19 protein-coding genes and 1 pseudogene are annotated in these 24,513 nt (G+C 61.2%); 10 read left to right on the forward strand and 10 right to left on the reverse strand.

The window, feature by feature from the left end:
- Positions 1 to 40: 40 nt before the first annotated feature.
- The gene (locus QWY74_RS10185) at positions 41 to 1,465 is read right to left on the reverse strand and encodes a 3'-5' exonuclease (RefSeq protein WP_264827359.1); all 1,425 of its coding nucleotides are present in this window, start codon (positions 1,463 to 1,465) and stop codon (positions 41 to 43) included.
- A 296-nt stretch (positions 1,466 to 1,761) separates the two neighbouring features.
- On the opposite strand from QWY74_RS10185, the gene QWY74_RS10190 reads away from it, so the two are divergent.
- A complete protein-coding gene (locus QWY74_RS10190; protein ID WP_264827360.1) occupies positions 1,762 to 2,439 on the forward strand; it encodes a glutathione S-transferase family protein in 678 nt (225 codons plus the stop codon).
- 10 nt (positions 2,440 to 2,449) lie between these two features.
- Positions 2,450 to 3,499 carry a tRNA-queuosine alpha-mannosyltransferase domain-containing protein gene (locus tag QWY74_RS10195; protein WP_264827361.1) on the forward strand — a complete coding sequence of 350 codons (1,050 nt, stop codon included), beginning with the start codon at positions 2,450 to 2,452 and terminating at the stop codon, positions 3,497 to 3,499.
- 18 nt (positions 3,500 to 3,517) lie between these two features.
- Here the strand turns inward: QWY74_RS10195 and nth are convergent, their stop codons facing one another.
- The 8 genes from nth to QWY74_RS10235 form a co-directional block, all read right to left on the reverse strand.
- Positions 3,518 to 4,153, reverse strand: a complete 636-nt coding sequence (gene nth, locus QWY74_RS10200) for an endonuclease III (protein ID WP_264827362.1) — start codon at positions 4,151 to 4,153, stop codon at positions 3,518 to 3,520.
- 39 nt (positions 4,154 to 4,192) lie between these two features.
- The gene (locus QWY74_RS10205) at positions 4,193 to 5,161 is read right to left on the reverse strand and encodes an RnfABCDGE type electron transport complex subunit B (protein WP_264827363.1); all 969 of its coding nucleotides are present in this window, start codon (positions 5,159 to 5,161) and stop codon (positions 4,193 to 4,195) included.
- A gap of 7 nt (positions 5,162 to 5,168) precedes the next feature.
- Complete coding sequence (gene metG, locus QWY74_RS10210; protein WP_264827365.1) at positions 5,169 to 7,205, reverse strand: methionine--tRNA ligase; 2,037 nt, start codon at positions 7,203 to 7,205, stop codon at positions 5,169 to 5,171.
- A 131-nt stretch (positions 7,206 to 7,336) separates the two neighbouring features.
- Positions 7,337 to 8,815: a tRNA uracil 4-sulfurtransferase ThiI gene (thiI, locus tag QWY74_RS10215; protein ID WP_290314255.1), complete on the reverse strand. Its 1,479-nt coding sequence runs from the start codon at positions 8,813 to 8,815 to the stop codon at positions 7,337 to 7,339.
- A 160-nt stretch (positions 8,816 to 8,975) separates the two neighbouring features.
- On the reverse strand, positions 8,976 to 9,257 hold the full coding sequence (locus tag QWY74_RS10220; protein WP_264827367.1) for a hypothetical protein: 282 nt from the start codon (positions 9,255 to 9,257) through the stop codon (positions 8,976 to 8,978).
- Between the two features lie 286 nt (positions 9,258 to 9,543).
- Complete coding sequence (locus QWY74_RS10225; RefSeq protein ID WP_290314257.1) at positions 9,544 to 10,707, reverse strand: cation diffusion facilitator family transporter; 1,164 nt, start codon at positions 10,705 to 10,707, stop codon at positions 9,544 to 9,546.
- 7 nt (positions 10,708 to 10,714) lie between these two features.
- Positions 10,715 to 11,878 carry a 1-acyl-sn-glycerol-3-phosphate acyltransferase gene (locus tag QWY74_RS10230; protein WP_290314258.1) on the reverse strand — a complete coding sequence of 388 codons (1,164 nt, stop codon included), beginning with the start codon at positions 11,876 to 11,878 and terminating at the stop codon, positions 10,715 to 10,717.
- Positions 11,879 to 11,903: 25 nt separating this feature from the next.
- Positions 11,904 to 12,836, reverse strand: coding sequence for a recombination-associated protein RdgC (locus QWY74_RS10235; protein ID WP_264827371.1), 933 nt, complete (start codon positions 12,834 to 12,836; stop codon positions 11,904 to 11,906).
- 222 nt (positions 12,837 to 13,058) lie between these two features.
- Here QWY74_RS10235 and QWY74_RS10240 point away from each other — a divergent pair, with 222 nt between their 5' ends.
- The 8 genes from QWY74_RS10240 (at position 13,059) to QWY74_RS10275 (ending at position 24,380) form a co-directional block, all read left to right on the forward strand.
- Positions 13,059 to 13,478: an acyl-CoA thioesterase gene (locus tag QWY74_RS10240; protein WP_264827372.1), complete on the forward strand. Its 420-nt coding sequence runs from the start codon at positions 13,059 to 13,061 to the stop codon at positions 13,476 to 13,478.
- A gap of 241 nt (positions 13,479 to 13,719) precedes the next feature.
- Complete coding sequence (gene gyrA / locus QWY74_RS10245; protein ID WP_264827374.1) at positions 13,720 to 16,455, forward strand: DNA gyrase subunit A; 2,736 nt, start codon at positions 13,720 to 13,722, stop codon at positions 16,453 to 16,455.
- A 23-nt stretch (positions 16,456 to 16,478) separates the two neighbouring features.
- Positions 16,479 to 17,597: a 3-phosphoserine/phosphohydroxythreonine transaminase gene (gene serC / locus QWY74_RS10250; protein ID WP_264827375.1), complete on the forward strand. Its 1,119-nt coding sequence runs from the start codon at positions 16,479 to 16,481 to the stop codon at positions 17,595 to 17,597.
- A 182-nt stretch (positions 17,598 to 17,779) separates the two neighbouring features.
- Positions 17,780 to 18,871: a prephenate dehydratase gene (pheA, locus tag QWY74_RS10255; RefSeq protein ID WP_264827376.1), complete on the forward strand. Its 1,092-nt coding sequence runs from the start codon at positions 17,780 to 17,782 to the stop codon at positions 18,869 to 18,871.
- Positions 18,872 to 18,873: 2 nt separating this feature from the next.
- Positions 18,874 to 21,132, forward strand: coding sequence for a bifunctional prephenate dehydrogenase/3-phosphoshikimate 1-carboxyvinyltransferase (locus QWY74_RS10260; protein WP_290314259.1), 2,259 nt, complete (start codon positions 18,874 to 18,876; stop codon positions 21,130 to 21,132).
- The gene (cmk, locus tag QWY74_RS10265; protein ID WP_264827380.1) at positions 21,129 to 21,818 is read left to right on the forward strand and encodes a (d)CMP kinase; all 690 of its coding nucleotides are present in this window, start codon (positions 21,129 to 21,131) and stop codon (positions 21,816 to 21,818) included. Before QWY74_RS10260 ends, cmk begins: the two co-directional genes overlap by 4 nt.
- Positions 21,819 to 21,995: 177 nt before the next feature.
- Positions 21,996 to 23,678: a 30S ribosomal protein S1 gene (rpsA, locus tag QWY74_RS10270; RefSeq protein ID WP_264827382.1), complete on the forward strand. Its 1,683-nt coding sequence runs from the start codon at positions 21,996 to 21,998 to the stop codon at positions 23,676 to 23,678.
- Positions 23,679 to 23,993: 315 nt separating this feature from the next.
- On the forward strand, positions 23,994 to 24,380 hold the full coding sequence (locus QWY74_RS10275) for a histone-like nucleoid-structuring protein, MvaT/MvaU family (protein WP_264827384.1): 387 nt from the start codon (positions 23,994 to 23,996) through the stop codon (positions 24,378 to 24,380).
- A 22-nt stretch (positions 24,381 to 24,402) separates the two neighbouring features.
- Here QWY74_RS10275 and QWY74_RS10280 read toward each other — a convergent pair.
- Positions 24,403 to 24,513, reverse strand: a pseudogene (locus QWY74_RS10280) (IS630-like element ISHsp2 family transposase); the annotation flags it as partial.

Consider the following 24,513-nt stretch of genomic DNA (forward strand, 5'->3'; position numbering starts at 1 on the left):
AAAACGGCGCCATCGTGGCGCCGTTTTCAGGTCCGGCCATTCATGAGGCATAAGCGTCATCGCGGCTTTGTCCCCGGCGCTGAAAGCTCAATGCTTCTTCCAGGCTGCCAATCCCCCGGGCCTCGAGCCTCGGCAGCAGAGCGAGCCATAGCTGCGCCGTCACCCGTGCATCGCCCAGGGCCGTATGGCGTGCTCCCTGGGGAACGAAGAGCCCATAGCGCTTGGCAAGCCGGTCAAGACCATGCCCCTCCAGGCCAGGGTCCAGAGCCCGAGACAGCAGCAGGGTGTCGAGAACCGGCATGTCGAAGGCAGGCCCCTCTCGATGAGGCTGAATCGCCAGCATGTCGAAGGAGGCGTTGTGGGCGATCAGGACGGCATCACCCACATAGGCGTGAAAACGGGGGAGCACCTCACTTGCCCTGGGCTGGCCGGCCAGGTCCGTTTGGGTCAGGCCATGAATCGCGGTGCTGGAAGCGGGTATCGGCCGCTCCGGGTCGATCAACTGGTCGAAGGTGCCATCTTCGCGGATTCGCCCATTGACGATACGACAGGCCCCCAGGCTGATCACGCCGTCCCCTTCGCGCAAGGCCAGCCCGGTGGTTTCGGTATCGAAGGCGACAATCTCGAGTGCGTGCAGAGGGCAGTGCCCCAGTTCCGCATCCGGTGGCGGGAGATCGGCGATGGCAAAATCGTGGAACTCGGGGCGAGGCGGAATCGCGTCTTCCGGGGTGGGTCGCAGTGCCATGCTGCCCGCGCCTTGCGAACGCTGAGGCCCGGCATCACTAAGTGTGACCAGAATCTGTTGCTGGTCGATACGGCAGATATCCACGCGCAGCCAGAGGTCTCCGTGGGGTATCAGGAGTTCGAGGGTGGTTCCATCCTCGGGAAGCTGGGCCAGACCATCGTTGAGCATTCGGTCGGGCAGCAGTTTGTGCAACGGCTTGCCCAGGGCGAGTGCCGGTTCGGGTGACAAGAGTCGCTCCGCTGCTCGGTTGAACAACAGCAGACGTTGATGGCGGTCGCACAGCAATACGGGCGCATTGAGCGTCTGCAGCAGTGTCTCGAAGCGCCCGAGGATCCTCGCACTCTCACTTGCGCCGGCTGCATGTGCGTCGGCGAGTTGGCGGCGGTCATGGCGCCAGGCAGCGTGTATTCGGGCCAGGTCCGGCGTCAGACTGTCCAGCCAGCCACCGGGGGCTTCGGCGGCATCGGCATCCGGATTGGCCACCAGCCTGGCCAGTTGTGCATGGAGTTGGCGCAGGGGCCTGAATACCTTGAGCTCCAGTATCAGGCCCGCCAGCATCAGTGTCGTGCCGCCGGACAGACAGCCCAGCCAGAGCATCCACTGGGTGAGGCCATCGGGCTGGTAGCGATGGTTCAGCCAGGCAGCAAAGCTGATGCCGCCGAGCAGGGCCACCGCACTCAGCAGCAGCCAGTGTCCGGTCAGACGTTGTCGATGTGGCATTCCTGCCGACCTTGTGTTCATTGGCTACCTCAGAAGTGAAGCGACTCATGCCCATACCGGTCAGAGCAATGCCTTGCCAGTGTGGATGATCGGCGCCTCGAGCCTTGGCACCTGCGGACGGGTGCGGTGTGCATCCGGGGCGGGCAGGTGGCTTGTCGTGTCGGGTCGAGGCGCTATCGGCATGGACTCATTTTAGCGGATCGGGACGACCCTGGAGCAAGATGATGCGCCAGGATAGTTCGTGGTTGTCCCGCTCGTTCGGTAGACTGGGTGCCGCATCCACCAAGGAGATTGCCATGATTCAGTTGCACCACCTCGAGAACTCGCGTTCGCAGCGGGTGATCTGGTGTCTCGAAGAGCTCGGCATGGACTATGAACTGGTGACCTACCAGCGTGACCCGCAGACCATGCTGGCACCGGCATCGCTCAAACAGGTCCACCCTCTGGGCAAGTCGCCGGTCATCACCGAGGAAGAGCGACTCGACGAGGCCATTGCCGAGTCCGGCGCGATTCTCGAATATCTGGTCGAGCATCCTGAAGCGCGCGGGCAACTGCTGCCCGAGCCGGGAACGCCGGCGCGTCAACGCTATCGCTTCTGGCTGCACCATGCTGAAGGGTCGGCCATGCCGCCCCAGGTGATGCGTCTGGTATTCTCGCGACTCGACAAGCCGCCCGTTCCCTGGCTGGTGCGGCCATTGGGGCGGCAATTCGCCATGGGCGTCGAGCGCAGCTTTCTGGGGCCCCGTATACAGGAGTTGACGACCTTCTGGAACGCGGCGTTGGCCGATTCGCCCTGGTTCGCCGGAGATGAATTCTCCGCCGCGGATATTCAGATGAGCTTCCCGATACTGGCCATTGAAGGTCGGGATGGCCTGGATCAGCTTCCCCATCTGCAGAGCTTCCTGACGCGCTGCCGAGCGCGTGAGGCCTACCAGCGAGCCATCGCCAAGGGTGGCGAGTTCTCGGCCATATGAGGCGGGCCTGATGCGTGGACTCCTGCTTTCCGCTTACGCCGCGACCAGCCACAAGCATTGGGCCGAGGGGATTCGCGAGTGGCTGGATGATATCGACTGGCAGGTCTTGTCGTTGCCGGCCCGGCACTTTGCCTGGCGGATTCGTGGTAATCCACTCTCCTGGATGCTGCGGGAGGGCGAGGCACTGTCACGCCATTATGATGTCATTCTGGCGACCTCCATGGTGGATCTGGCGACGCTGCTGGGGCTGCATCCGCATCTGGCTAGCGCCCGCAAGGTGGTCTATTTCCACGAAAACCAGTTCGCCTATCCAGCCTCGCCCGCGCAGGGCTCTCGGGTCGGGCCGCAGATGGTGAACCTTTATACGGCTCTGGCGGCCGATGAGGTGATCTTCAACACGGCTTACAATCGGGACACCTTCATCGATGGCGCGCGCGCCATGCTCAAGCGCATGCCCGAGAATCTGCCCGCTCATGCACCCCTGGAGGCCCTGAGACAGCGCGCTCGGGTTCTGCCGGTGCCCATTGCGAAGGCAAACCGCCGGCGTCCGGCGATGCCGGACCTCATCGTCTGGAATCACCGCTGGGAATATGACAAGAACCCTGAATCCTTCTTCACGGGACTCTTCGAGCTGGCCGAGCGAGGCGTGGCCTTTCGCCTGGCCGTCATGGGGCAACGTTTCGCTGACTGGCCGAGGATCTTCGATGAGGCCAGGCAGCGCCTGAGCCAGCAGCTGGTGTGCTGGGGGCCGCAATCAGCCGAGGCCTATCATGACTGGCTGGATCAGGGCGCGATGGTGGTATCCACGGCGGATCATGAGTTCCAGGGCCTGGCGGTCATGGAGGCGGTGCAGCGTGGCTGTGTGCCTCTTGTGCCCGATCGTCTGTGTTACCCGGAGCTGTATGAGGCGTCATTCCGTTATGCCGATGACCAAGCGATGATCGAGCGTCTCGAGTCCTGGCTGACCTCGCCGGGAAGCCGGCCGCATCCCCCCGTTACCGATGGCTGGACCTGGCCATCATTGCAGCCGGCGTATCGGCAAGTGCTGAATGCCGATTGACGCCCGGTTCAAGGCTCGTCAAGGCTCGACTTTGTCGGGGAACTCGCAGAGATCCTCGATGACGCAACTGCCACAACGCGGCTTGCGGGCCAGGCAGGTATAGCGACCGTGGAGGATCAGCCAGTGGTGGGCGTCCTTGCGAAATTCCCGCGGTACATGGCGCAGCAGCTTCTGCTCGACGTCGTTGACATTCTTGCCCCTGGCCAGGCCGGTGCGGTTGGAAACGCGAAAGATATGGGTATCCACCGCAATGGTGGGTTCGCCGTAGGCCGTATTGAGAATCACGTTGGCGGTCTTGCGACCGACGCCGGGCAGGGCTTCAAGAGCGGTGCGTGAACGTGGAACTTCGCCGCCATGCCGGTATTCCAGGATGCGACAGGTTTTCATCAGGTTCTCGGCCTTGGTGTTGTAGAGGCCGATGGTCTTGATATGTTCCTTGAGCCCCTCCAGACCCAGCTCGATAATGGTGCCCGGGGTGTTGGCAACCGGAAACAGCCGTGCAGTGGCCTTGTTGACGCCCACGTCGGTTGCCTGAGCCGAGAGCAGCACCGCGGCCAGCAACTCGAACGGCGTCTGCCAGACCAGCTCGGTGGTCGGCTCGGGGTTGTGCTCGCGCAATCTGACAAAGATCTCGTGGCGTTTCTGAGCGTTCATGACAGATTGGCTCCGGGAGGCTCTAGAGTGGGTTAGGCGTCAATGAGACGAGGATGAGATGGCGTGTCGGGCTTCCTCAAGCACCTGTTCGGCGCGCTGGAGCTGCTCCCTGGCTGCCTGGACATCGGCAGCGTTGCCGTGGCGTTTCGCATGGGCAATCTGCTGCCTGGCCCGACGGCAGGACTGTTCCGCCGCATTGACGGCAAACCGTTGCTGGCGCTCGTGGGTATCCGAGTTCGATGCGCTGGCCGAGGTCTTGAGTCGCTCGTCGATGTCGTCGATACGTGAGCGTAGCTCGGTGGCACGTTGATCAAGCTCCTGGCGGGCGTCCGCGCTGAGGCTCTCATCATGGCGCTGTCGGTCGATTTTCTTGAGGCTTGCGACCAGGCTGACACGGGTAGTGCGCAGATGGCTCGCTGATGAGGTTGGGGAACCGTCCTGCTGGTTCGGTGGGGTGCGCCGGGCCTGCCTTGCCAGCCGGCGCTGACGCTTCTCTTCTGCCTCGCGGGCCAGGCGCTGCAAGCGCGCCTGGTGGCGCTGGCGGCCGAGGCGAGCGCGTTTTGCCAGATATGCCTGCTGTTCCTGCTCATTCTCGGCGGCCTGCCATTCGGGGTGGGGCAAGAGGTCGATGCAATCCACCGGGCAGGGCGCGACACATAGCTCGCAGCCGGTGCATTCGCTCTCGATCACGCTGTGCATCTGCTTGGCGGCACCCAGGATGGCGTCCACCGGACAGGCCTGAATGCACTTGGTGCAACCGATGCACTCGTCTTCGCGAATACGCGCGACCAGCGGAGACTGGGCCGGTTGCTCCAGGGGAGTGGCCGGTTGCCCGGTGAGCTCGGCCAATTGATTGAGGGTCTCGTCGCCGCCGGGCGGACAGCGGTTGATGGCTTCGCCCCCGGCAATGGCTTCGGCATAGGGGCGACAGCCATCATGGCCACACTTGCCGCATTGCGTCTGCGGTAGGGTGGCATCGATTGCCTCGATTAGCTCGGCGGTTTCCATGAGGCCTTCAGCTTACCCGCTGGCCGGGCTTGGCCCCGGAATGCGGTTCCAGCAGGTAGATGCCCTCGTCATCACCGGCGGCCAGTACCATGCCTTCCGAGACGCCGAAGCGCATCTTGCGGGGCGCCAGGTTGGCGACCATGACCGTCAGGTGACCCTCCAGTGCTTCGGGGGCATAGGCCTTGCGGATGCCGGCGAAGACATTGCGCGTCTCGCCACCCAGATCCAGTGTCAGCTTGAGCAGCTTGTCGGCGCCTTCAACGTATTCGGCCTTGGCGATGCGGGCGATGCGCAGGTCGACTCCGGCGAAGTCATCGAAGCTGATTTCGTCGGCAATCGGGTTATTGGCCAGCGGGCCCTTGGCGCTGTCCTTGAGCTTCTGTTCTTCCACCAGATCCTCCTTTGATGATTCGATCATGGCATCGATGCGATCGGTTTCGACGCGGGTCATCAGGGGCTTGAATTTGGCGATGGTGTGGCCCTCGAGTCCGTGCGTTCGGCTCTGCCAGTCGAGGCTGTCGAGCTGCAGGAAGCGTTGTGCATCCTGGGCCATGCTGGGCACGACCGGCGCCAGATAGACCATCAACTGATGGAATAACTGGATGCCGACCGTACAGATGTCCAGAACGTCCTGTTCGCGGCCTTCCTGCTTGGCCACTACCCAGGGCTCCGCCTCGGCAATGTAGGTGTTGGCGTCGTCGGCCAGCTCCATGATCCGGCGCATGGCGCGACCGAACTCGCGAGTCTCGTAATGCGCGGCGATTTCCTCGCCGGCATCGATAAAGCGCTGGAGCAGTGCCGGCTCCACACACTGTGTGGCGAGCTGACCATTGCCGAGTTTACGGATGAAGCCGGCGCAGCGACTGGCAATGTTGACGACCTTGCCCACCAGATCGCTGTTGACGCGCTGGGCGAAGTCCTCGAGGTTGAGGTCCAGGTCGTCGACGCCGGGGGTCAGCTTGGCGGCGAAGTAGTAGCGCAGGTATTCGGGATTCAGGTGCTCGGCGAAGGTCGCGGCCTTGATGAAGGTGCCACGCGACTTGGACATCTTGGCGCCGTTGACGGTCACGAAGCCATGGCAGTTGACGGCCGTGGGCGTCCGGAATTCTGCCCCATGCAGCATGGCCGGCCAGAACAGGGCGTGAAAGTAGACGATGTCCTTGCCGATGAAGTGGTAGACCTCGGCGCTGGAGTCGCGTCGCCAGTAGGCATCGAAGTCAAGCCCCTGACGCTCGCAGAGGTTCTTGAAGCTGGCCAGGTAGCCGATCGGAGCGTCAAGCCAGACGTAGAAGTACTTGCCCGGCGCATCGGGAATCTCGAAACCGAAATAGGGCGCATCCCGGGATATGTCCCACTCGTTGAAACCCGAGTCAAACCATTCCTGCAGTTTGTTGCGAATCTGCGGCTGCACATGACCGTCGTGAATCCACTCATGCATGAAGTCGGCGAAATCCGGCAGCTTGAAGAAATAGTGCGTCGAGCTGCGGACTTCCGGAGTGGCGCCGGAGATGGCAGATACCGGATCAATCAGTTCGGCCGGGGTGTAGGTCGCACCACAGGCCTCGCAGTTGTCGCCATACTGGTCGGCGGTATGGCACTTGGGGCAGGTTCCCTTGATGAAGCGGTCCGCCAGGAAGAGCCCCTTTTGCGGATCGTACATCTGCTCGATGTCACGGGTGGCAATATGGCCCTTGTCGCGCAACCGGGTATAGATCAGCTCGCTGAAATACCGGTTTTCCTCGGAATGCGTGGAGTGGTAATTGTCGAAGCCGACACCGAAGCGAGCAAAGTCGGCCTGGTGGTCCTGAGAAACCCGGTCGATCAGCGCTTCCGGGCTGATGCCCTCCTGCTCGGCGCGCAGCATGATGGCGGTACCGTGAGCATCATCGGCGCATACATAGTGACACTCATGCCCCCGGCTTTTCTGGAAGCGCACCCAGATGTCGGTCTGAATGTATTCCAGCAGGTGGCCGAGGTGAATGGCGCCGTTGGCATAGGGGAGGGCGCTGGTGACCAGTATCTGGCGCGGATCTGTGTTCGGCATGGCGACGTAGGGTTTCCCGTGAAGCGTGAGGTGACGACTCGCCAATCAAGGAGTGCTGATCGCCACCATTAATGTCCGTGAAATCAGTTGCCGATTGTATCATTTTCGCTGCTGGCTGCACTGGCCCGCATTCAATGGCCGCGGTAGACGCCAAAGTGGGTCAGCCCCTGGTCGTGAAGGTGCAATGCCTGCATGCGACTCATGACCCCCTGGTCGCAGAACAATAGATAGTGACGGTCATTGCTGAGCGAGGCGGCGCGCTCCTGCAGCTCGTAGAAAGGAATCGGCAGGAGTGGTGCCTGTTGCAGCGTCAAGGGGGCATCCTCTCGCTCGTGGGGGGCGCGGATATCGATGACACAGGCGTTCTCGACCTCGTCGAGCGCCGACTCGGAGTCGATGATCATCAGTGCTGCGTCGCTGAGCTGACCCCGTTCTGTGGCCAGCTCGTCACTGCGCGTGATGGAGGCGTCCTCGATGGCCGCATCCAGCACTCGGAAGTCGAACGCCTGTTCGGCCTGTTCGATCTTGCTCGCCTGGGCCTTGACGTCCGGACGACGGGAAATGACACCGCAATATTCGGGCATGGACTCGGCGTGATGGGCCGTGCCGATCTGCCTGGCCTGATCGACGATGGTTTGCTTGTCGTCGGTCAGCAGGGGGCGCAGTATCGGCAGCGAGCTTGCCGCATCCATGAGGCCGAGGTTGTTGAGCGTCTGGCTGGCGACCTGGGCGATGGCATCTCCGGTCACCAATGCCGGAATGGCATGGCGCTCGGCAATGCGACTGGCGGCGCGAACCATCATGCGCTTGAGCACGACACCCATCAGGCCATCGGGGATGGTGCGCAGGATTTCACCCATCACCGCATCAAAGGGTACCGACATGAAGTTGACGCGATGGGAGGCACTGTATTGCTGCCATAGTTGCCCGGTGACGTCTCGCACCCCGGCTTCATGGGCCGGCCCTCCTAGGTTGAAGAAGATATAGTGCGATTTGATACCACGGCGCATCATTCGCCAGGCTGCGACCGGAGAGTCGAAACCACCGGACATCAAGGTCAAGACCTGGCCCGGAATGCCCATCGGGAAACCGCCCATGCCATCCCACTTGGCACGAATCAGCAGCAGGCGATCGTCGGTGATCTCGACCGGTACGCTGACCTCCGGATGCTTGAGGTCGACCCGGGCATCCTCGGCAGATTGAAGCAGGCGTCCACCGACGTATCGTTCGAGATCCATGGAAGTGAAGTCATGTCGACCACGTCGCTTGGCCTTGATACGAAATGTTCGCCCCTCGATGAGCGGCGCCCAGATTGGCACCACCCGGTCGGCGATGGTGGTCATGTCGCTGGCCGTGACCTCATCGGCCAGCAGTACCTGGTCGATGCCGGTGATTCGGCTCAGGGCGCCTTCGATCTCTTTCACTCGTTCGTCGCTGAGGTTGCCGGAAAGCTTGACTTGAATGGCGTCCCAGCGCCGACGTACCCGAACCTTGCCATCAAGCGGGCGCAGTGTGTTGCGTATATTGGAGCTCAGGCAGCGCGTCATTTGCTGTCGCACCGAGCGTGATTTGATGGTGATCTCGGGGTAGATCTTGATCAGGTAGGTCATACGGCACGGCGAATACGAAGTTAATCCGCCATTCTATCAGTGAGGGCTCTGAAGCACAGGCCCCCGCAGCCGCCAGCCCCCAAACGTTGTGTGGTCGGGGGCTTTACATGGCCGGCTCCAGCCCTCAATCGCCCTGCGCTGAATGGGGTCGGGGAGGTGCTCAGTACATCGCCTGATCCTCGTTCACGACCTCCTTGAGGAGTTCCAGAAAGAGCTTGTCGGCTTCCGAGTGTTCTTCGGGGTCTTCCGGTATGTGAACGCTGGTGGTATCCGATATCTGGTTGGCGATTCGCACCATGGCGTCGTTCGAGTCTCCCCGGGAAAGCTCTTGCCTGGCGACCTCCAGGGATTGTCCCAGTATATGGGGGTCCTGCAACAGCTTTTTAATGAACTCGCGCAACTCATTGATAATGCGGGTTTTCTGAATCTCCGATGAGGACATGATGATTCTCCTTGTACGGATGGTTGCAGAGGTCTTCCACCATACCATGATTGCCCGTTCGACAAAGGGTGTGGTGGGCCTCCCGGGCCGGTTGGAAACGCTGAGTGACTGATCTCAAGTTTTCGTGTCGTATCGCTGTATTGCTGTTTAGATCATTGACACGGATGCCCCCCGTGGCAGGGCGACGCCTCGTTGCTTTCTACTGAATCTGAAAAGCAGACAATGACCTCGGCCCATCACGAGGAGGAAGAAGCGTGCCTTACGTCGACGTGCGGCTGGATCACGCTCATGCCTTGCCGGGGCCTTGCCAGATCCTCAAACGCCCCAGCCAGGTGAGGGCGCTGGCCGCATCGCGCAACTCGTGGGCGGCGTCGTCCAGATTCCTGTCGTCGGGCAGGCCATCTATATAGATGGATACATCGATGTGTTCATCGATGTAATGCAGGTTCAGGGCAAGCCGTTCCTTCCAGAGTGGCAGGTCATGCCAGACGTCATCGAGCAGCTGCTCGACATCCTCGCGCAGGGGGAGGGCTGGCCTGAGGCTGTGCTCGGTCTCACCGGCATCGTCATGGGGGTCGATATGAAAGGTCACGTCGAAAAGGTCAGGGTGCGCATCGCGCAGCTGGCGACTCACGGCATTGCCTATTTCATGGGCTTCGGAGACGGTGACCCGGGGTGCCACGACAATATGCAGGTCGAGGAGTACTTCGCCGCCAATGCGGCGAGTGCGCAGGTCATGTATTCCCTGGACGCCGGGCACCGTCATGGCCGTTTGGTAGAGGGTCATCTGCTGTGCCCTGGGCAATGCCGTATCGACCAGTTCTTGGCCGGACTCCCAAAGCAAGCGCCCACCGACCTGGCCCACCATGATACCCACGACGATCGCCGCCGCGGCATCCACCCAGCCATATCCGAACTGAGACGCCAGCAGCCCGATCAGGACAACGAGGGTGGACAGGGCATCGGATCGTGAGTGCCAGGCGTTGGCTTCAAGGAGTCGCGAGTTGACGCGTCTCGCCACCGTCAGGGTGTAACGGAAGATCCACTCCTTGGCGAGTAGGGCGACGGTTGCCACGCAGATCGCCCAAAGGCCGGGGGCGCTGGCGATCTCGCCATCCAGCAAGCGCGACAGGCTCGACCAGGCAATGCCGCCGGCAATGAAGATCAGCATGCTCCCTAGCCACAGGGTCGCCAGGGTCTCGATACGGCCATGCCCATAGGGGTGGTCGCTGTCAGGCGCCTGGCGACCAAAGTGTGTGGCGGCCATCACGAAAATATCGGTGACAATATCCGAGAAGGAATGGATACCGTCGGCGATCAGGGCGGCCGAGCCCACCAGCCAACCGGCCACCACCTTGGCCAGGCCCACGATTAGGTCGATGATGGCCCCGATCAGGGTGACTCGGTTGGCCTGACTGGCCTGTGCGGATCGAGTCTGGCTCTGGCTCATCCGGGCATTACCCCCTGGCGGCGCGATTTTTCACCGGATTGGCGTATTGTCTCAGCCACCAGTCCTGTAGCTCCTCGGGCACCTCGGCGAGTCGACTCTGGAAGCGCGCTCGATCAGCGTCCGTCACCTCGCTGAGATCGACCAGCTCGGGAGACTCCCCGAGGGCCTCGAGTGCCAGATGGTGGCTGGGAAAGAGGTGATAGCCGGCGATGACCTGGCGGTCGATTTCCTCTGCCACGGCCTCGGGAGTCTCAAATTCTGCCCCGAGCGGGGTGCCGAAGCGCAGATGAACCCGTCCCTTCTGTCCGGTGATGCCGGACACGATGGAGTGAATATCCTCGAACTCACTCTTGGCATAATTTCCACTTTCATTGACGGCATGCAGCTCACGTGCCTTCTGCACATCGCAGGGGTCATATTCGTAACTGATCGACACGGGCACCAGGCGGAGTTCGGCAATGGCTTCGCCGGTGCCGGCCCGGCGTTCGGCGCCGCGCCTGGCCATGGTCAGCATCTTGATGATGGCCGGGTCGGTGCGATCGATACCATTCTTGGCACGACCTTCGCGCTGGGCCATCCAGATTGAATGATTGTCCTGGGTGATCGAATGCCGGATGTAGGCCGACAGCTTCTGATAGGCGGCCAGCATGGCGCGCTTGCCGCGAGCACTGCGCGGCACGATGAAGCTCTTGTTGAGGCGCATCAGGTCATTAACGTAGGGCTTTTGCAGCAGGTTGTCGCCGATGGCGATGCGCACGGTGTCGCGTTTTGCCAGGTAAAGCGCGTAATTTACGAAGGCCGGATCCAGCGAGATGTCGCGGTGATTGCCGATGAACAGGTAGGCCGTGTTCGGCTGCAGCTTGTCGAGGCCATCGGCTCGGAAGTCTGTGGTCGAGTTGCGAATCATGCGCAGCATGTAGCCAGCGATGCGGTCCTGGAACGTCTTGACGTCGCTGACACCGCGCACTTCCCGGCGAACCGCGAAACTGGCGATGGCGCGTGACAGTCGAGGCATGTAGAGGGCGAGGCGGGGCAGCCGGAAACGAGTCAGGGCATCCAGCAGTTCGGGGTCCTTGGCCAGGCGGGCCAGTACATCGGCCACTTCCTCATCCTGATAGGGACGAATCTCGGCCCATGGGTCCTGTGCACTTGTCGCTTCGCTGTTGTTCATTCGTGGCGGCCGTGGTCGTTGTCGATCATGCAGTAGAGGTGTCGCTGGTCGTCGTGGATTCACCACCCAGCCAAGCTATCAGGCGCTCGATGCCCTCGGCGAGGGCTTTGGTCATCAACAGAAAATCGGTTTCCAGACGAACCAGGCTGTCGTCTCCATCCTCGGTCTGGGCCGCTTCGTCGATCAGGGCATCATCAAAACTCAGGCTCTTGATCGCCAGGTCGTCATGCAGCACGAAGGTCAACTGGCCCTCGATGCCCAGCGCCAACTTGCTGGCCTGGCGGTCTCCCTCCAGCAGTTGCTGGATCTCTGCGCTTTCGAGGTCGACCTGGCGAGCGCGCAGTACACCATCGTCGCCCTTGGCCTTGAGTTCCACCTGGTCGCCGAGCTGCATGTCGGCTGGACGGGAGGCGGCATCGCCCAGCCAGGTGGTCATGGCGCGCATGGGGAGTGTCTGGGTCGCCAGGGGCGTGACCTTTAGGCTGCCCAGGGTCTCCCTAAGCAGGTCAAGAACCTCTTCGGCGCGCTTGCGGCTGCTGGTGTTGATGCCGATCAAGCGGTTGCGACTGTCCCACCAGAGGTCGACCTTCTGGCTACGCACGAAGGCCCGCGGCAGCAGCTCTTCATAGATCTGTTCCTTCAGGGCCAGTTTCTCCTGGCGTCTGAGCTTGCGGCCCTCGGCGGCCTCCTGGTGCTCGACGCGCTCTTCCAGCTCTTCCTTGACCACCGCCGCGGGTAGAATGCGTTCCTGGCTGAGCGCTGTCATCAGTCTGTGCCCCTGCAGTTCGTGCAGATACTGAGGGCCCGAGCGGCCGGCAGGCGTCGTCCAGCCCAGGCGCCGGGCTTCGGCGCCATCAAGCGGGCGGAAGGCCTGCGCTTCCAGGGCCGCTTCCAGATCTGTAGCCGGGATCTCCGGTGCGTCATGGAGTCGATAGAGGTGCAAGTGCTTGAACCACATGGAAGCTTTCCTGCATGTAAAGGGCGGTTATTATGTCGAAAGCTGAGCGCGGGTGCCACCAGCGACATGCCTTGCCGGCTGTCAAACAACTGTTTGATCATGTCCGTGCCGCATGGATAGAATGCCGATGGCACTGGGCTGGCGGCCCGACCCTTGCACACATGGCGGCTGTGGCAATGCCTGGTCCCGTTGCCACCCGCTCATCCACTAGAAGGTGTTCACATGGCTTCGCAGCAGTCGATCATTACGTTACGCGTGCGCGGATATCATCTCGATGGTTATGGCCACGTCAATAACGCTCGCTACCTGGAGTTCCTCGAAGAGGGGCGGTGGGCCTATTTCGACGAGCATGCCGAGCTGGCGGGGATACTGCACGGCGGTAGCGTGGCCTTTGTGGCCGTCAACCTGAACATCGACTATCGGCGTGCCGCAGTCGCGGGAGAGGACCTCAGGGTGATCACCGCTCTGGCCGATGTCGGTACACGCAGTGCGCGGATGCATCAGGAAGTGCGTCGCGTCCGGGATGACAAGCTGGTGTCCAGCGCCGACCTTACCTTCGTGCTGCTGGACACCCGACATGACAAGGCCGTGCCCATCGAAGGCGAGTTGCGCGATGTCATGGAGCGGCTGGTCGTTGAATAGTCCGGCTTTGATCGCAGGTCGCTGCTTTGCTTCGCTCGGGATGGTATAATCCTCCGCTGATTTGACGCGCCAGGGAGTTGCCATGGGCTCGACGGGCGAACAAGGCGAATCTGGGCGGCCTGGATCACTCAGGTCGGCTCCGTCGTTTTGCTCTTGAGTCTGTTGTCGTCGATGGTGGTGGCCCTGATTTCACGGTCTCGTGACGCGCTTACCTGTTGTAGTGCAAAGGATTCGACGACCCATGGGTGACATCGCCAGAGAGATTCTGCCAGTCAATATCGAGGACGAGCTCAAGCAGTCGTACCTCGATTACGCGATGAGCGTGATCATCGGCCGTGCATTGCCCGACGTGCGCGATGGCCTCAAGCCCGTGCATCGGCGTGTGCTCTATGCCATGCACGAGCTGGGCAATGACTGGAACAAGGCTTACAAGAAATCGGCACGTGTCGTCGGTGACGTGATTGGTAAATATCACCCCCATGGCGACAGTGCGGTTTACGACACCATCGTCCGCATGGCACAGGACTTTTCCATGCGCCATGTGCTGGTCGACGGCCAGGGCAACTTTGGTTCCATCGATGGCGATAATGCCGCGGCCATGCGTTACACCGAAGTGCGCATGGCGCGCCTGGCCCACGAGCTGCTGGCCGACCTGGAAAAGGACACGGTCGACTGGGTCGACAACTACGATGGCACTGAGCGCATTCCGGAAGTCCTGCCGACCCGGCTTCCCAACCTGTTGATCAATGGTTCCTCGGGTATTGCGGTGGGCATGGCGACCAATATTCCGCCGCATAACATGGTGGAGGTGGTAAACGGCTGTCTCGCCCTGATCGATGACTACACCCTGAGCGTTGACGATCTCATTGATTACATCCCCGGGCCGGATTTCCCCACCGGAGGCATCATCAATGGCCGTGCCGGCATTTTGGATGCCTACCGCACCGGCCGCGGGCGCATCTATGTGCGGGCTCGCCACACTATCGAGCACGACGACAAGACCGGCCGCGATCATATCATCATCACCGAGCTGCCCTACCAGGTGAACAAGGCGCGGCTGATCGAGAAGATCGCCGAACTGGTCAAGGACAAGCGTGTCGAGGGCATTGCCGAGCTGCGCGATGAGTCCGACAAAGAAGGTCTGCGCGTTGTCATCGAGGTCAAGCGGGGCGAATCCGGCGAGGTCGTGGTCAACAACCTCTTTGCCCAGACCCAGTTGCAGAATGTGTTCGGCATCAACATGGTGGCGCTGGAAGGGGGAGAGCCACGCACCCTCAACTTGAAGGAGGCGCTGGAAGCCTTTATCAGGCACCGTCGGGAGGTCGTGACCCGTCGTACCCTCTACGAGCTGCGCAAGGCGCGGGAGCGTGGCCACATTCTGGAAGGCCTGACGGTGGCCATTTCCAACATCGATGAAGTCATCGAATTGATCAAGGCCTCGCCTTCGGCGAACGAAGCCAAGGAAAAGCTGCTTGAGCGCGACTGGGCGCCGGGCCAGGTGACCGACATGCTGGAACGTGCCGGTGCCCACTCCTGCAAGCCGGAGGACCTCGAGGACGGTTTCGGCCTCGATGAGGCGAGCAGCCGCTATCGCTTGTCGCCGGGTCAGGCGCAGGCCATTCTCGAGCTGCGACTGCACCGCCTGACCGGCCTGGAAACCGAGAAGCTGCTCGACGAATACCTGAACATCCTTCAGAAGATTGCCGAGTTGACCGAGATTCTGGCCTCCGCGGACCGCCTGCTGGAGGTGATTCGCGAGGAGCTGTTGGCCGTTCGCGATCAGTTCGGTGAGCAGCGTCGTACCGAGATTCAGGCTAGCCACCTCGACCTCTCGATGGAAGACCTAATCGCCGAGGAAGACATGGTGGTGACGGTGTCCCGCTCGGGATACGCCAAGACCCAGCCGCTCTCCGACTATCAGTCCCAGCGCCGAGGCGGTCGCGGCAAGTCGGCGACCTCCATGAAGGATGAGGATGTCATCGAGCACCTGCTGGTGGCCTCGACTCACGATACCATTCTGCTGTTCTCCAACCGCGGCAAGGTCTACTGGCTCAAGGTCTACGAGATGCCGGTGGCGAGTCGCGGGTCGCGCGGCAAGCCGTTGGTCAACCTCCTGCCGCTGGCGGAGGATGAGGCCATCAATGCAATCCTGCCGGTGCATGAGTATGACCCGGAGTGCTACATCCTGTTTGCCACGGCCAAGGGCACCGTCAAGCGTACCAGTCTGGAACAGTTTTCGCGTCCGCGCAGCGTCGGGCTGATTGCCATTGATCTGGAAGAAGGCGACCGACTGGTTGGCGCGGCCATTACCAGTGGTAACGACCATGCCATGCTGTTGTCATCCAATGGCAAGGCGATTCGTTTCAACGAAACGGACGTGCGGGCCATGGGGCGCACGGCCCGAGGCGTGCGCGGCATGCGGCTGCTGGATGGGGCCGAAGTGATCAGCCTGATCATTCCGCGCAGCCAGCTCATCGATGCCGAGGAAGAAGTCGGTGAGGCGACGACTGCGGAGCCACAGGATGATGGTCAGATCTATATTCTGACGGCGTCCGAGAATGGCTATGGCAAGCGCACGCGCCTGGAAGAGTTTCCGCTGCGCGGCCGGGGTGGACAGGGGGTCATCGCCATGCAGACCAGCTCGCGAAATGGTCCTCTGGTGGCAGCAATGCAGGTATACGCATCGGATGAAATGATGCTGATCACCGATCGCGGCACCTTGGTGCGCACACGGGTCGGCGAGGTGTCGATTTCCTCTCGGAATACTCAGGGAGTGATGCTCATTCGCCTTGGCGAGAGTGAGTCACTGGTCAAGACGGTGCGAGTGGATGAGCCCGAAGAGCCCCTGGTGGCGGAAGAGGAGTCGTCGCTTGCGGGTGATTCACCGGTCGGTGAGGCCGGTGTTGGCGACAAAGCAGACGGTGGCGGCTCGCCAGCGTCGGATGGCGACCAGCCCGAGACCCCGGATGACCTGTAACGCGGCAAGGATACCTTGAGTCGATGACACGCCATCACAATTTCTGCGCTGGCCCGGCTGCCATGCCGGCGCCGGTATTGGAGCGGGCCCGGCAGGAGATGCTGGACTACCAGGGACGGGGCCTCTCGGTCATGGAGATGAGCCATCGCTCCAGTGACTACATGGCGATTGCCGAGCAGGCCGAGCACGACCTGCGCGACCTGTTGTCCATTCCCGACAATTATCGCGTGCTCTTCACCCAGGGCGGTGCAACCCAGCAGTTCGCCGCCTTGCCGTATAACCTGCTGGGGCAGGGCGGCACGGCCAACTTCGTGCACACCGGTATCTGGGGCAGCAAGGCCATCAAGGAGGCCGAGCATCTCTTCGGCCGCGCCGCAGTGGCAGCCAGCAGCCAGGCCAATGGTCACACTTCGGTACCTCGTGTCGATGATATCCGGTTGTCCACGGATGCGGCCTATCTGCACTATACGGCCAACGAGACCATCGGAGGCCTCGAGTTCGACTACCTTCCCGGCAATGGGCGCGGCAACCTTTCACGGGCGGATGGGGAGGAAGTGCCCGTGGTCTGTGACATGTCGTCCTCGATCCTGTCGCGGCCAGTGGATGTATCTCGGTTCGGGATCATCTATGCCGGTGCGCAGAAGAATATCGGTCCCGCTGGCCTGGTCGTGGTGATAGTTCGTGAAGACCTGCTGGATCGAGCGCGGGCCGACATGCCCAGTCTGTTCAGCTACCGCGCCCTGGCCGAGGCGGGGTCGATGGTCAATACGCCAGCGACCTATAGCTGGTATCTGGCGGGGCTGGTCTTCCAGTGGCTTCGCCACGATATCGGCGGGCTCGATGCCATGCAGCAGATCAATGATAGCAAGGCCCGCAAGCTCTATGCGGCCATCGATAATAGTGACTTCTTTTCCAATCCGATTGCCGAGCTCAACCGGTCGCGCATGAATGTTCCCTTTGTCCTCGCCGATGCCCGGCTCGACGAGCGCTTCCTGGCGGAAAGCGCAGAGGCTGGACTGCTCAATCTCAAGGGGCATCGCAGTGTCGGCGGCATGCGGGCCAGCCTTTACAACGCGGTGCCGGAAGCGGCCGTGGATGCGCTGGTCGATTTCATGGCCGATTTCGAGCGGCGTAATGGCTGAGCGGCTCGGCTACGCCGGGAGCTGTAAGCTGAGCTTCGAGCTTCGAGCTTCGAGCTTCGAGCTTCGAGGTACGAGATACGAGCTTCGAGGTACGAGATATGAGCGACGCTGCCTTGGGGGTGCCCTTTGAATCTCGTGGCTCGATGCTCGCGGCTTGATAATTTGATAATCAGGGGAACCCCATGACTGATACGCCCCATCATCTCGACGAGCTGCGTCAGCGTATCGACCAGCTCGATACCGACATCATGCGCTTGATCAGTCAGCGTGCAGACTGCGCGCGCCATGTGGCTGCCATCAAGACCCAGGAGGATTCCAAGGCGGTGTTCTATCGACCCGAGCGTGAAGCTCAGGTGCTGCGCCGTATCATGGAGCTCAACGATGGCCCGCTGGACAGCGAGGAAATGGCGCGTCTGTTTCGTGAAATTATGTCGGCGTGCCTCGCTCTGGAACAGCCGGTCAAGGTCGCCTACCTGGGACCCGAAGGCACCTTCACGCAACAGGCGGCCCTCAAGCACTTCGGCGAGAGTGCCGTCAGTCTGCCGATGGCGGCCATCGACGAGGTGTTCCGTGAGGTGGAGGCCGGTGCCGTCAATTATGGCGTCGTGCCGGTCGAGAACTCCACCGAAGGGGTGATCAATCACACCCTGGATTCCTTCATGGATTCCGGGATGCGAATCTGTGGCGAGGTCGTGCTACGCATTCATCATCATCTTCTGGTCTCGGAAAACACCCGGCGCGACAAGGTGTCGAGGATCTACTCGCATCCTCAATCCTTCGCTCAGTGCCGCAAGTGGCTGGATGCCCACTATCCCCATGCCGAACGTGTGCCGGTGTCGTCCAATGCGGAAGCGGCCAAGCTGGTCAGGACCGAATGGCACAGTGCCGCCATCGCCGGCGACATGGCCGCCAAGCTGTATGACCTGATGCGTCAGGCCGAGAAGATCGAGGACCGTCCGGATAATTCGACGCGTTTTCTGATCATCGGCAATCAGGATGTGCCCATGTCGGGCGACGACAAGACCTCCATTGTGGTCGCCATGCGCAACCAGCCGGGGGCGTTGCATGACCTGCTGGAACCTTTTCATCGTCATCACATCGACCTGACCCGCCTCGAGACACGCCCTTCGCGCACCGGGGTGTGGAATTATGTGTTCTTCATCGATTTCAAGGGCCATCACGCAGAACCGCGAGTGGCGGCCATGCTTGAGGAGGTCAGCCTGCGGGCCGCCGAGGTCAAGGTGCTGGGTTCCTACCCGATGGGCGTTCTCTGACAATGCCAGTTCCCTTGCATGAGCCTCGCATCCTCATTGTGGGCCTTGGCCTGATCGGCAGCTCTCTGGCGGCCGGGCTTCGTCAGGCGGGGATATGTGGCGAGATCCTGGCCTGTGACCCGCATGCCGATGAACTGGCGCGTGCCCGGGAGATGGGGCTGATCGACTGGGGTGACACCCGGCTTTCGGCCATGCTCGAGGAGGTCAGCATGGTTGTGCTGGCGGTGCCGGTATTGGCCATGCGTGAGGTGATGAGCGAGCTGGCTCAGGCGCAGGAGCGCGCAGCCCGCGATCTGGTGATCACCGATGTGGGCAGTACCAAGACCGCCATTCGCGAGTCGGCCGTCGCCGCTTTCGGTGAGCTGCCGGCCAGGATGGTGCTCGGGCATCCCATCGCCGGTTCGGAAAAGAGCGGTCTGTCAGCGGTCAATGCGGCTCTGTATCAGGATCACAAGGTCATTCTCACCCCGGAGCCCGAAACCTGTCGCGATGCCCTGAACAGAGTGCGTGGCATGTGGCAGGCCGTCGGTGCCGAAGTGCTGGAAATGAAAGTTGAGCGCCACGACTCTGTACTGGCTAGAACCAGCCATCTTCCACATCTTCTGGCTTTCTCTCTGGTGGACACTCTGGCGCGGCAGGATGAGCGTCTGGAGATATTTCGCTATGCCGCCGGGGGCTTTCGTGACTTTACCCGTATCGCCGGCAGCGATCCGGTCATGTGGCGCGACATCTTTGCGGCCAATCAAGCCGCGGTACTTGATGCCCTGGATGAGTTCGAGACCGGCCTGGCGCGGCTCCGTCAGGCGGTCGAAACCGGGGATGTTGATGCAATGCTGTCAACGCTTGACCGGGCCAGCCACGCGCGACGCTACTTTGACTCTTTACTGAACCAGCGCAGTTACCAGGCGGAGTATCACATGCAGGAAGACAACAGAGTGCGCTACCAGGCGGAACCTGGTGGCCGCGTCAAGGGGCGCATTCGAGTGCCCGGCGACAAGTCAGTCTCGCATCGCGCCATCATGATGGGCGCCCTGGCACAGGGTGTCACCGAGATTTCGGGATTTCTCGAGGGAGAGGACAGCCTGGCAACCCTGCAGGCGTTTCGCGAGATGGGGGTGGCGATCGAGGGACCGCACAAGGGGCGTGTGACGGTTCACGGCGTTGGCCTGCATGGTCTTCAGGCGCCGGCGGGCCCGCTCTATGTCGGCAACGCCGGCACGGCCATGCGCCTGTTTGCCGGCTTGCTGGCGGGACAGAACTTCGACACCGAGCTGACGGGTGACAGCTCTCTTACCCGGCGTCCCATGGGGCGGGTGGCGGATCCGCTGCGCACCATGGGCGCCGTGATCGAGACCGCCGAAGGCGGTCGTCCGCCGCTGTGGATTCGCGGCGGTCAGGTGCTGCAGGGTATTCATTACGATATGCCGATGGCCAGTGCTCAGGTCAAGTCCTGCCTGTTGCTGGCCGGCTTGTATGCCAAGGGCGAGACGCGGGTTCGCGAGCCGGCGCCGACGCGTGATCACACCGAGCGGATGCTGGGTGGCTTTGGCTATGATGTGAAGCGTGAGGGCGATACCTGCTGGCTGCAGGGCGGTGGTGAGCTTGTCGCTGCCCCCATCGATGTGCCCTCGGATATTTCCTCGGCTACCTTTTTCCTGGTGGCGGCGGCCATCACCCCGGGCGCAGATCTGGTGCTGGAGCACGTCGGCGTCAACCCAACCCGCATCGGGGTGATCAACATCCTGCGTCTGATGGGCGCCGATCTGCGACTCGAGAACGAGCATGAAGTCGGGGGTGAGCCCGTCGCCGACCTGCGCATCCGCTATGCACCGCTCAAGGGAATCGATATTCCCGCGGATCAGGTGCCCCTGGCGATCGACGAATTCCCGGCGCTGTTCGTGGCGGCGGCCAATGCCGAGGGCGTGACGCGACTGCGCGATGCCGGCGAACTTCGCGTCAAGGAGTCCGACCGCCTGCAGGCCATGGCGGATGGCTTTGCGCGGCTGGGTATCGAGCACACTCTGTATGATAAGGGCATCGATATCATGGGCCATAACAGCGAAGGACCCAACTACCAGGGCGGAGTGGTCGATAGCCTGGGCGATCATCGCATCGCCATGGCCTTCGCCATTGCCGCCTTGCGCGCGAATGACTCTATCCTGATCGACGACTGCGCCAACGTAGCTACCTCCTTTCCCGGCTTTATCGAGCTGGCTCGGCGAATCGGTCTGATCATCCAGGAGAAGCAGGAGGGCACATGATCGACAATACGGCAGTGTTGACCATTGACGGACCGGGCGGAGCCGGCAAAGGCACCATCAGCCGGTTGGTCGCCGAGCGCCTCGGCTGGCATCTGCTGGATAGCGGTGCCCTGTATCGACTGACGGCGCTGGCGGCAATCCGTCAGGGCGTGGCCCAGGACGATGAAGCGGGGCTGGCTAGGGTGGCCGGCGAGCTGGATGTGGTCTTTCTGGCAGCGGGCGGAGAAGGTCGTATTCTGCTCGAGGGCCAGGATGTCAGTGCCGATATTCGCACCGAACAGGTCGGGAATGCCGCCTCGCGGGTGGCCGCCTTCCCCGCGGTCCGCACCGCCCTGTCGCAACGCCAGCAGGCCTTTCGCCATGCCCCGGGTCTGGTGGCCGATGGACGAGACATGGGGACCGTGGTCTTTCCGGATGCTCCGCTGAAGATATTTCTCACGGCGTCGGCCGAGGAGCGCGCCCAGCGGCGCTATCGACAGTTGCGAGAGGCGGGGGTGGATGCTAATCTATCTAGTCTTCTAAAGGAGATTCAGGCACGCGATGCGCGAGATATGCAGCGCAGCGTGGCGCCCCTTGTGCCGGCCGATGATGCCGTCACTCTGGACACCACGAGCCTGACGATACCGGAAGTGGTGGATAGGCTGATGGCACTGCTGGCCCGCGAGGGCCTGACGTCGGATGCCTGAGCTCCCTTGCGGCGCCTTCGGCAAGATGTGATGACGTGGATGGGCATTGATTCCCGTGAGCCTGTCCAGGTCGAACCAGCGCCAACATCCCCGAAGGTAGTCTGAAATGGCCCGCACTCGCTGGTGGTGCGGAGGAAGCGACTACGGTCGCATTCACGTTGATCACGTAGGAACATCATGAGCGAAAGCTTTGCTGAACTGTTTGAACAGTCTCTCCAGGACATCAACATGGAACCGGGCGCCATCGTCCCGGCTGCTGTTGTCGACATCGAAGGTGACTGGGTCACCGTCAATGCTGGCCTGAAATCCGAAGGTCAGATTCCCGCGGCACAGTTCCGCGACGATAATGGCGAGCTGACCATCGCCGTTGGCGACGAAGTCCACGTCGCTCTGGAAGCCGTCGAAGACGGTTTCGGCGAGACCCGCCTGTCTCGCGAGAAAGCGAAACGCGCCGAGGCGTGGAAGGTTCTGGAAGCAGCCTTCGAAAAGGAAGAGATCGTCAAGGGCGTGATCAACGGCAAGGTCAAGGGCGGCTTCACCGTCGACGTGGATTCCATCCGCGCCTTCCTGCCGGGCTCTCTCGTAGATGTGCGTCCGGTGCGCGACACCACGCATCTCGAGCACAAAGAGCTGGACTTCAAGGTCATCAAGCTCGACCCGAAGCGCAACAACGTGGTGGTCTCCCGCCGTGCCGTGCTCGAGGCGGAAAACAGCGCCGAGCGTGAAGCACTGCTGGCAACCCTGCAGGAAGGTCAGCAGATTATCGGTATCGTCAAGAACCTGACCGATTACGGCGCATTCGTCGATCTGGGTGGCGTTGATGGTCTGTTGCACATCACCGACATGGCCTGGAAGCGCATCAAGCATCCGAGCGAGATCGTCTCCGTCGGTGACGAAGTCAATGTCAAGGTGCTGAAGTTCGATCGCGAGCGCAATCGCGTCTCCCTCGGTCTGAAGCAGCTGGGCGAGGATCCCTGGGTGCGTATCAAGGAACGTTATCCGGAAGGCACCAAGGTGCATGCCACGGTCACCAACCTCACCGACTATGGTTGCTTTGCCGAGCTGGAAGAGGGTGTCGAAGGCCTGGTCCACGTTTCCGAGATGGACTGGACCAACAAGAATATCCATCCGTCCAAGGTCGTTCAGGTCGGCGACGACGTGGATGTCATGGTGCTGGATATCGACGAAGAGCGTCGTCGTATTTCTCTGGGTATCAAGCAGTGCACTGCGAATCCCTGGGAAACCTTCAACGCCCAGTACAACAAGGGCGATCGTGTTTCCGGCACCATCAAATCGATCACCGATTTCGGTATCTTCATCGGTCTCGAAGGCGGCATCGATGGCCTGGTGCACCTGTCCGACATTTCCTGGACAGACACCGGCGAAGAAGCCGTGCGCAACTTCAAGAAGGGCGACGAAGCCGAAGCCGTCATCCTGTCCATCGATCCCGAGCGTGAGCGTATCTCGCTGGGCATCAAGCAGCTCGATACCGACCCGGTTGCCGAGTTCTTGGCCGTCAATGACAAGGGCTCCATCGTGACCGGTCGTGTCGTCGAGGTTGACGCCAAAGAAGCTCATGTCGAGCTGGCAACTGACGTTGTGGCCGTTCTCAAGGCTTCCGAGATCAGTGCGGATCGTGTCGAGGACGCACGCAACGCCCTGAACGAAGGCGACAGCGTGGAAGCGCGCATCGTCGGTGTCGATCGCAAGAACCGTCAGATCAACCTGTCCGTCAAAGCCAAGGATCAGGATGATACGCGCCGCAACATGAGCAAGCTGCGTGAGCAGGACGGTGCCGCTGAGGGCGACGGTCCCACCACCATCGGTGACCTCATCAAGCAGCAGATGGGTCAGGACTGATCCGTTACACTGGTCAGCGCCAAGCTTGATCTCGACACCGCCCCTCATGGGGCGGTGTTTTTTATTGAAGTGGTTCGCCTGTAGTCATTTGCCGACAGTTACCCAGAAACTCACCAGGGTCTCAGCTTAGATATCTAGTTAATGGCATGGTTCTTATATAAGTTTATGTTGATATAAAATTGTCATATAACTTGTCGGCTTTTTAATCTCGGCTCTAGTTTCCTGGTTTAATAATGGAGTTGCTTCCAGCGTGGTAATCACGATAATATTGTGTGTCTCGTAGCGTCCCCATTTCTCAAATCAAGGAATACTCCCATGTCCTCACTGCTAAGCAACTACATGCAGAAGGAAGAGCAGCTTAAGCAACTGCAGGCTGAACTCGAAAAGCTCGAAAATGATGAACGCCTCAAGGCCGAGCTGGAATTCAAGGACAAGCTCCAGTCACTAATGGCCGAATTCGGCAAGAGCGCGGCCGATGTCATCGAGCTGCTCGATCCCAAGCCGGCGGCGGCTCCTGCCACTACCAAGGCTGCCAGTGCCTCCAGCAATGGTCGTCGCAAGCGCAAGTTGAAGATCTACAAGAACCCCAACACCGGTGAAGTGGTGGAGACTCGCGGCGGTAACCAGAAAACCCTCAAGGCATGGAAGGATGAGTTCGGTGCCGAGACAGTGGAATCCTGGCTCGTGCGTGTCGAAGACTGATTGTCTGCTATCAGCTAAGTGCTTATTCAAAATTAATCGCGCACTCAGTGCCATAGTCACTGAGCAGCCGGTGTACCTCATCACAGAGGCGGTCAAACGAGAGGTATGCACTCAGTGGCAGCCATGCGTACTT

This window comes from Halomonas almeriensis (assembly GCF_030409235.1).
GTDB classification, from domain to species: Bacteria; Pseudomonadota; Gammaproteobacteria; order Pseudomonadales; family Halomonadaceae; genus Halomonas; species Halomonas almeriensis.

Excerpts from the sequence above, each read along its gene's own strand:
- QWY74_RS10185 (WP_264827359.1), bottom strand. The coding sequence starts at position 1,465 with ATGCCACATCGACAACGTCTGACCGGACACTGGCTGCTGCTGAGTGCG.
- QWY74_RS10190 (WP_264827360.1), top strand. The coding sequence starts at position 1,762 with ATGATTCAGTTGCACCACCTCGAGAACTCGCGTTCGCAGCGGGTGATC.
- QWY74_RS10195 (WP_264827361.1), top strand. The coding sequence starts at position 2,450 with ATGCGTGGACTCCTGCTTTCCGCTTACGCCGCGACCAGCCACAAGCAT.
- nth (WP_264827362.1), bottom strand. The coding sequence starts at position 4,153 with ATGAACGCTCAGAAACGCCACGAGATCTTTGTCAGATTGCGCGAGCAC.
- QWY74_RS10205 (WP_264827363.1), bottom strand. The coding sequence starts at position 5,161 with ATGGAAACCGCCGAGCTAATCGAGGCAATCGATGCCACCCTACCGCAG.
- metG (WP_264827365.1), bottom strand. The coding sequence starts at position 7,205 with ATGCCGAACACAGATCCGCGCCAGATACTGGTCACCAGCGCCCTCCCC.
- thiI (WP_290314255.1), bottom strand. The coding sequence starts at position 8,815 with ATGACCTACCTGATCAAGATCTACCCCGAGATCACCATCAAATCACGC.
- QWY74_RS10220 (WP_264827367.1), bottom strand. The coding sequence starts at position 9,257 with ATGTCCTCATCGGAGATTCAGAAAACCCGCATTATCAATGAGTTGCGC.
- QWY74_RS10225 (WP_290314257.1), bottom strand. The coding sequence starts at position 10,707 with ATGAGCCAGAGCCAGACTCGATCCGCACAGGCCAGTCAGGCCAACCGA.
- QWY74_RS10230 (WP_290314258.1), bottom strand. The coding sequence starts at position 11,878 with ATGAACAACAGCGAAGCGACAAGTGCACAGGACCCATGGGCCGAGATT.
- QWY74_RS10235 (WP_264827371.1), bottom strand. The coding sequence starts at position 12,836 with ATGTGGTTCAAGCACTTGCACCTCTATCGACTCCATGACGCACCGGAG.
- QWY74_RS10240 (WP_264827372.1), top strand. The coding sequence starts at position 13,059 with ATGGCTTCGCAGCAGTCGATCATTACGTTACGCGTGCGCGGATATCAT.
- gyrA (WP_264827374.1), top strand. The coding sequence starts at position 13,720 with ATGGGTGACATCGCCAGAGAGATTCTGCCAGTCAATATCGAGGACGAG.
- serC (WP_264827375.1), top strand. The coding sequence starts at position 16,479 with ATGACACGCCATCACAATTTCTGCGCTGGCCCGGCTGCCATGCCGGCG.
- pheA (WP_264827376.1), top strand. The coding sequence starts at position 17,780 with ATGACTGATACGCCCCATCATCTCGACGAGCTGCGTCAGCGTATCGAC.
- QWY74_RS10260 (WP_290314259.1), top strand. The coding sequence starts at position 18,874 with ATGCCAGTTCCCTTGCATGAGCCTCGCATCCTCATTGTGGGCCTTGGC.
- cmk (WP_264827380.1), top strand. The coding sequence starts at position 21,129 with ATGATCGACAATACGGCAGTGTTGACCATTGACGGACCGGGCGGAGCC.
- rpsA (WP_264827382.1), top strand. The coding sequence starts at position 21,996 with ATGAGCGAAAGCTTTGCTGAACTGTTTGAACAGTCTCTCCAGGACATC.
- QWY74_RS10275 (WP_264827384.1), top strand. The coding sequence starts at position 23,994 with ATGTCCTCACTGCTAAGCAACTACATGCAGAAGGAAGAGCAGCTTAAG.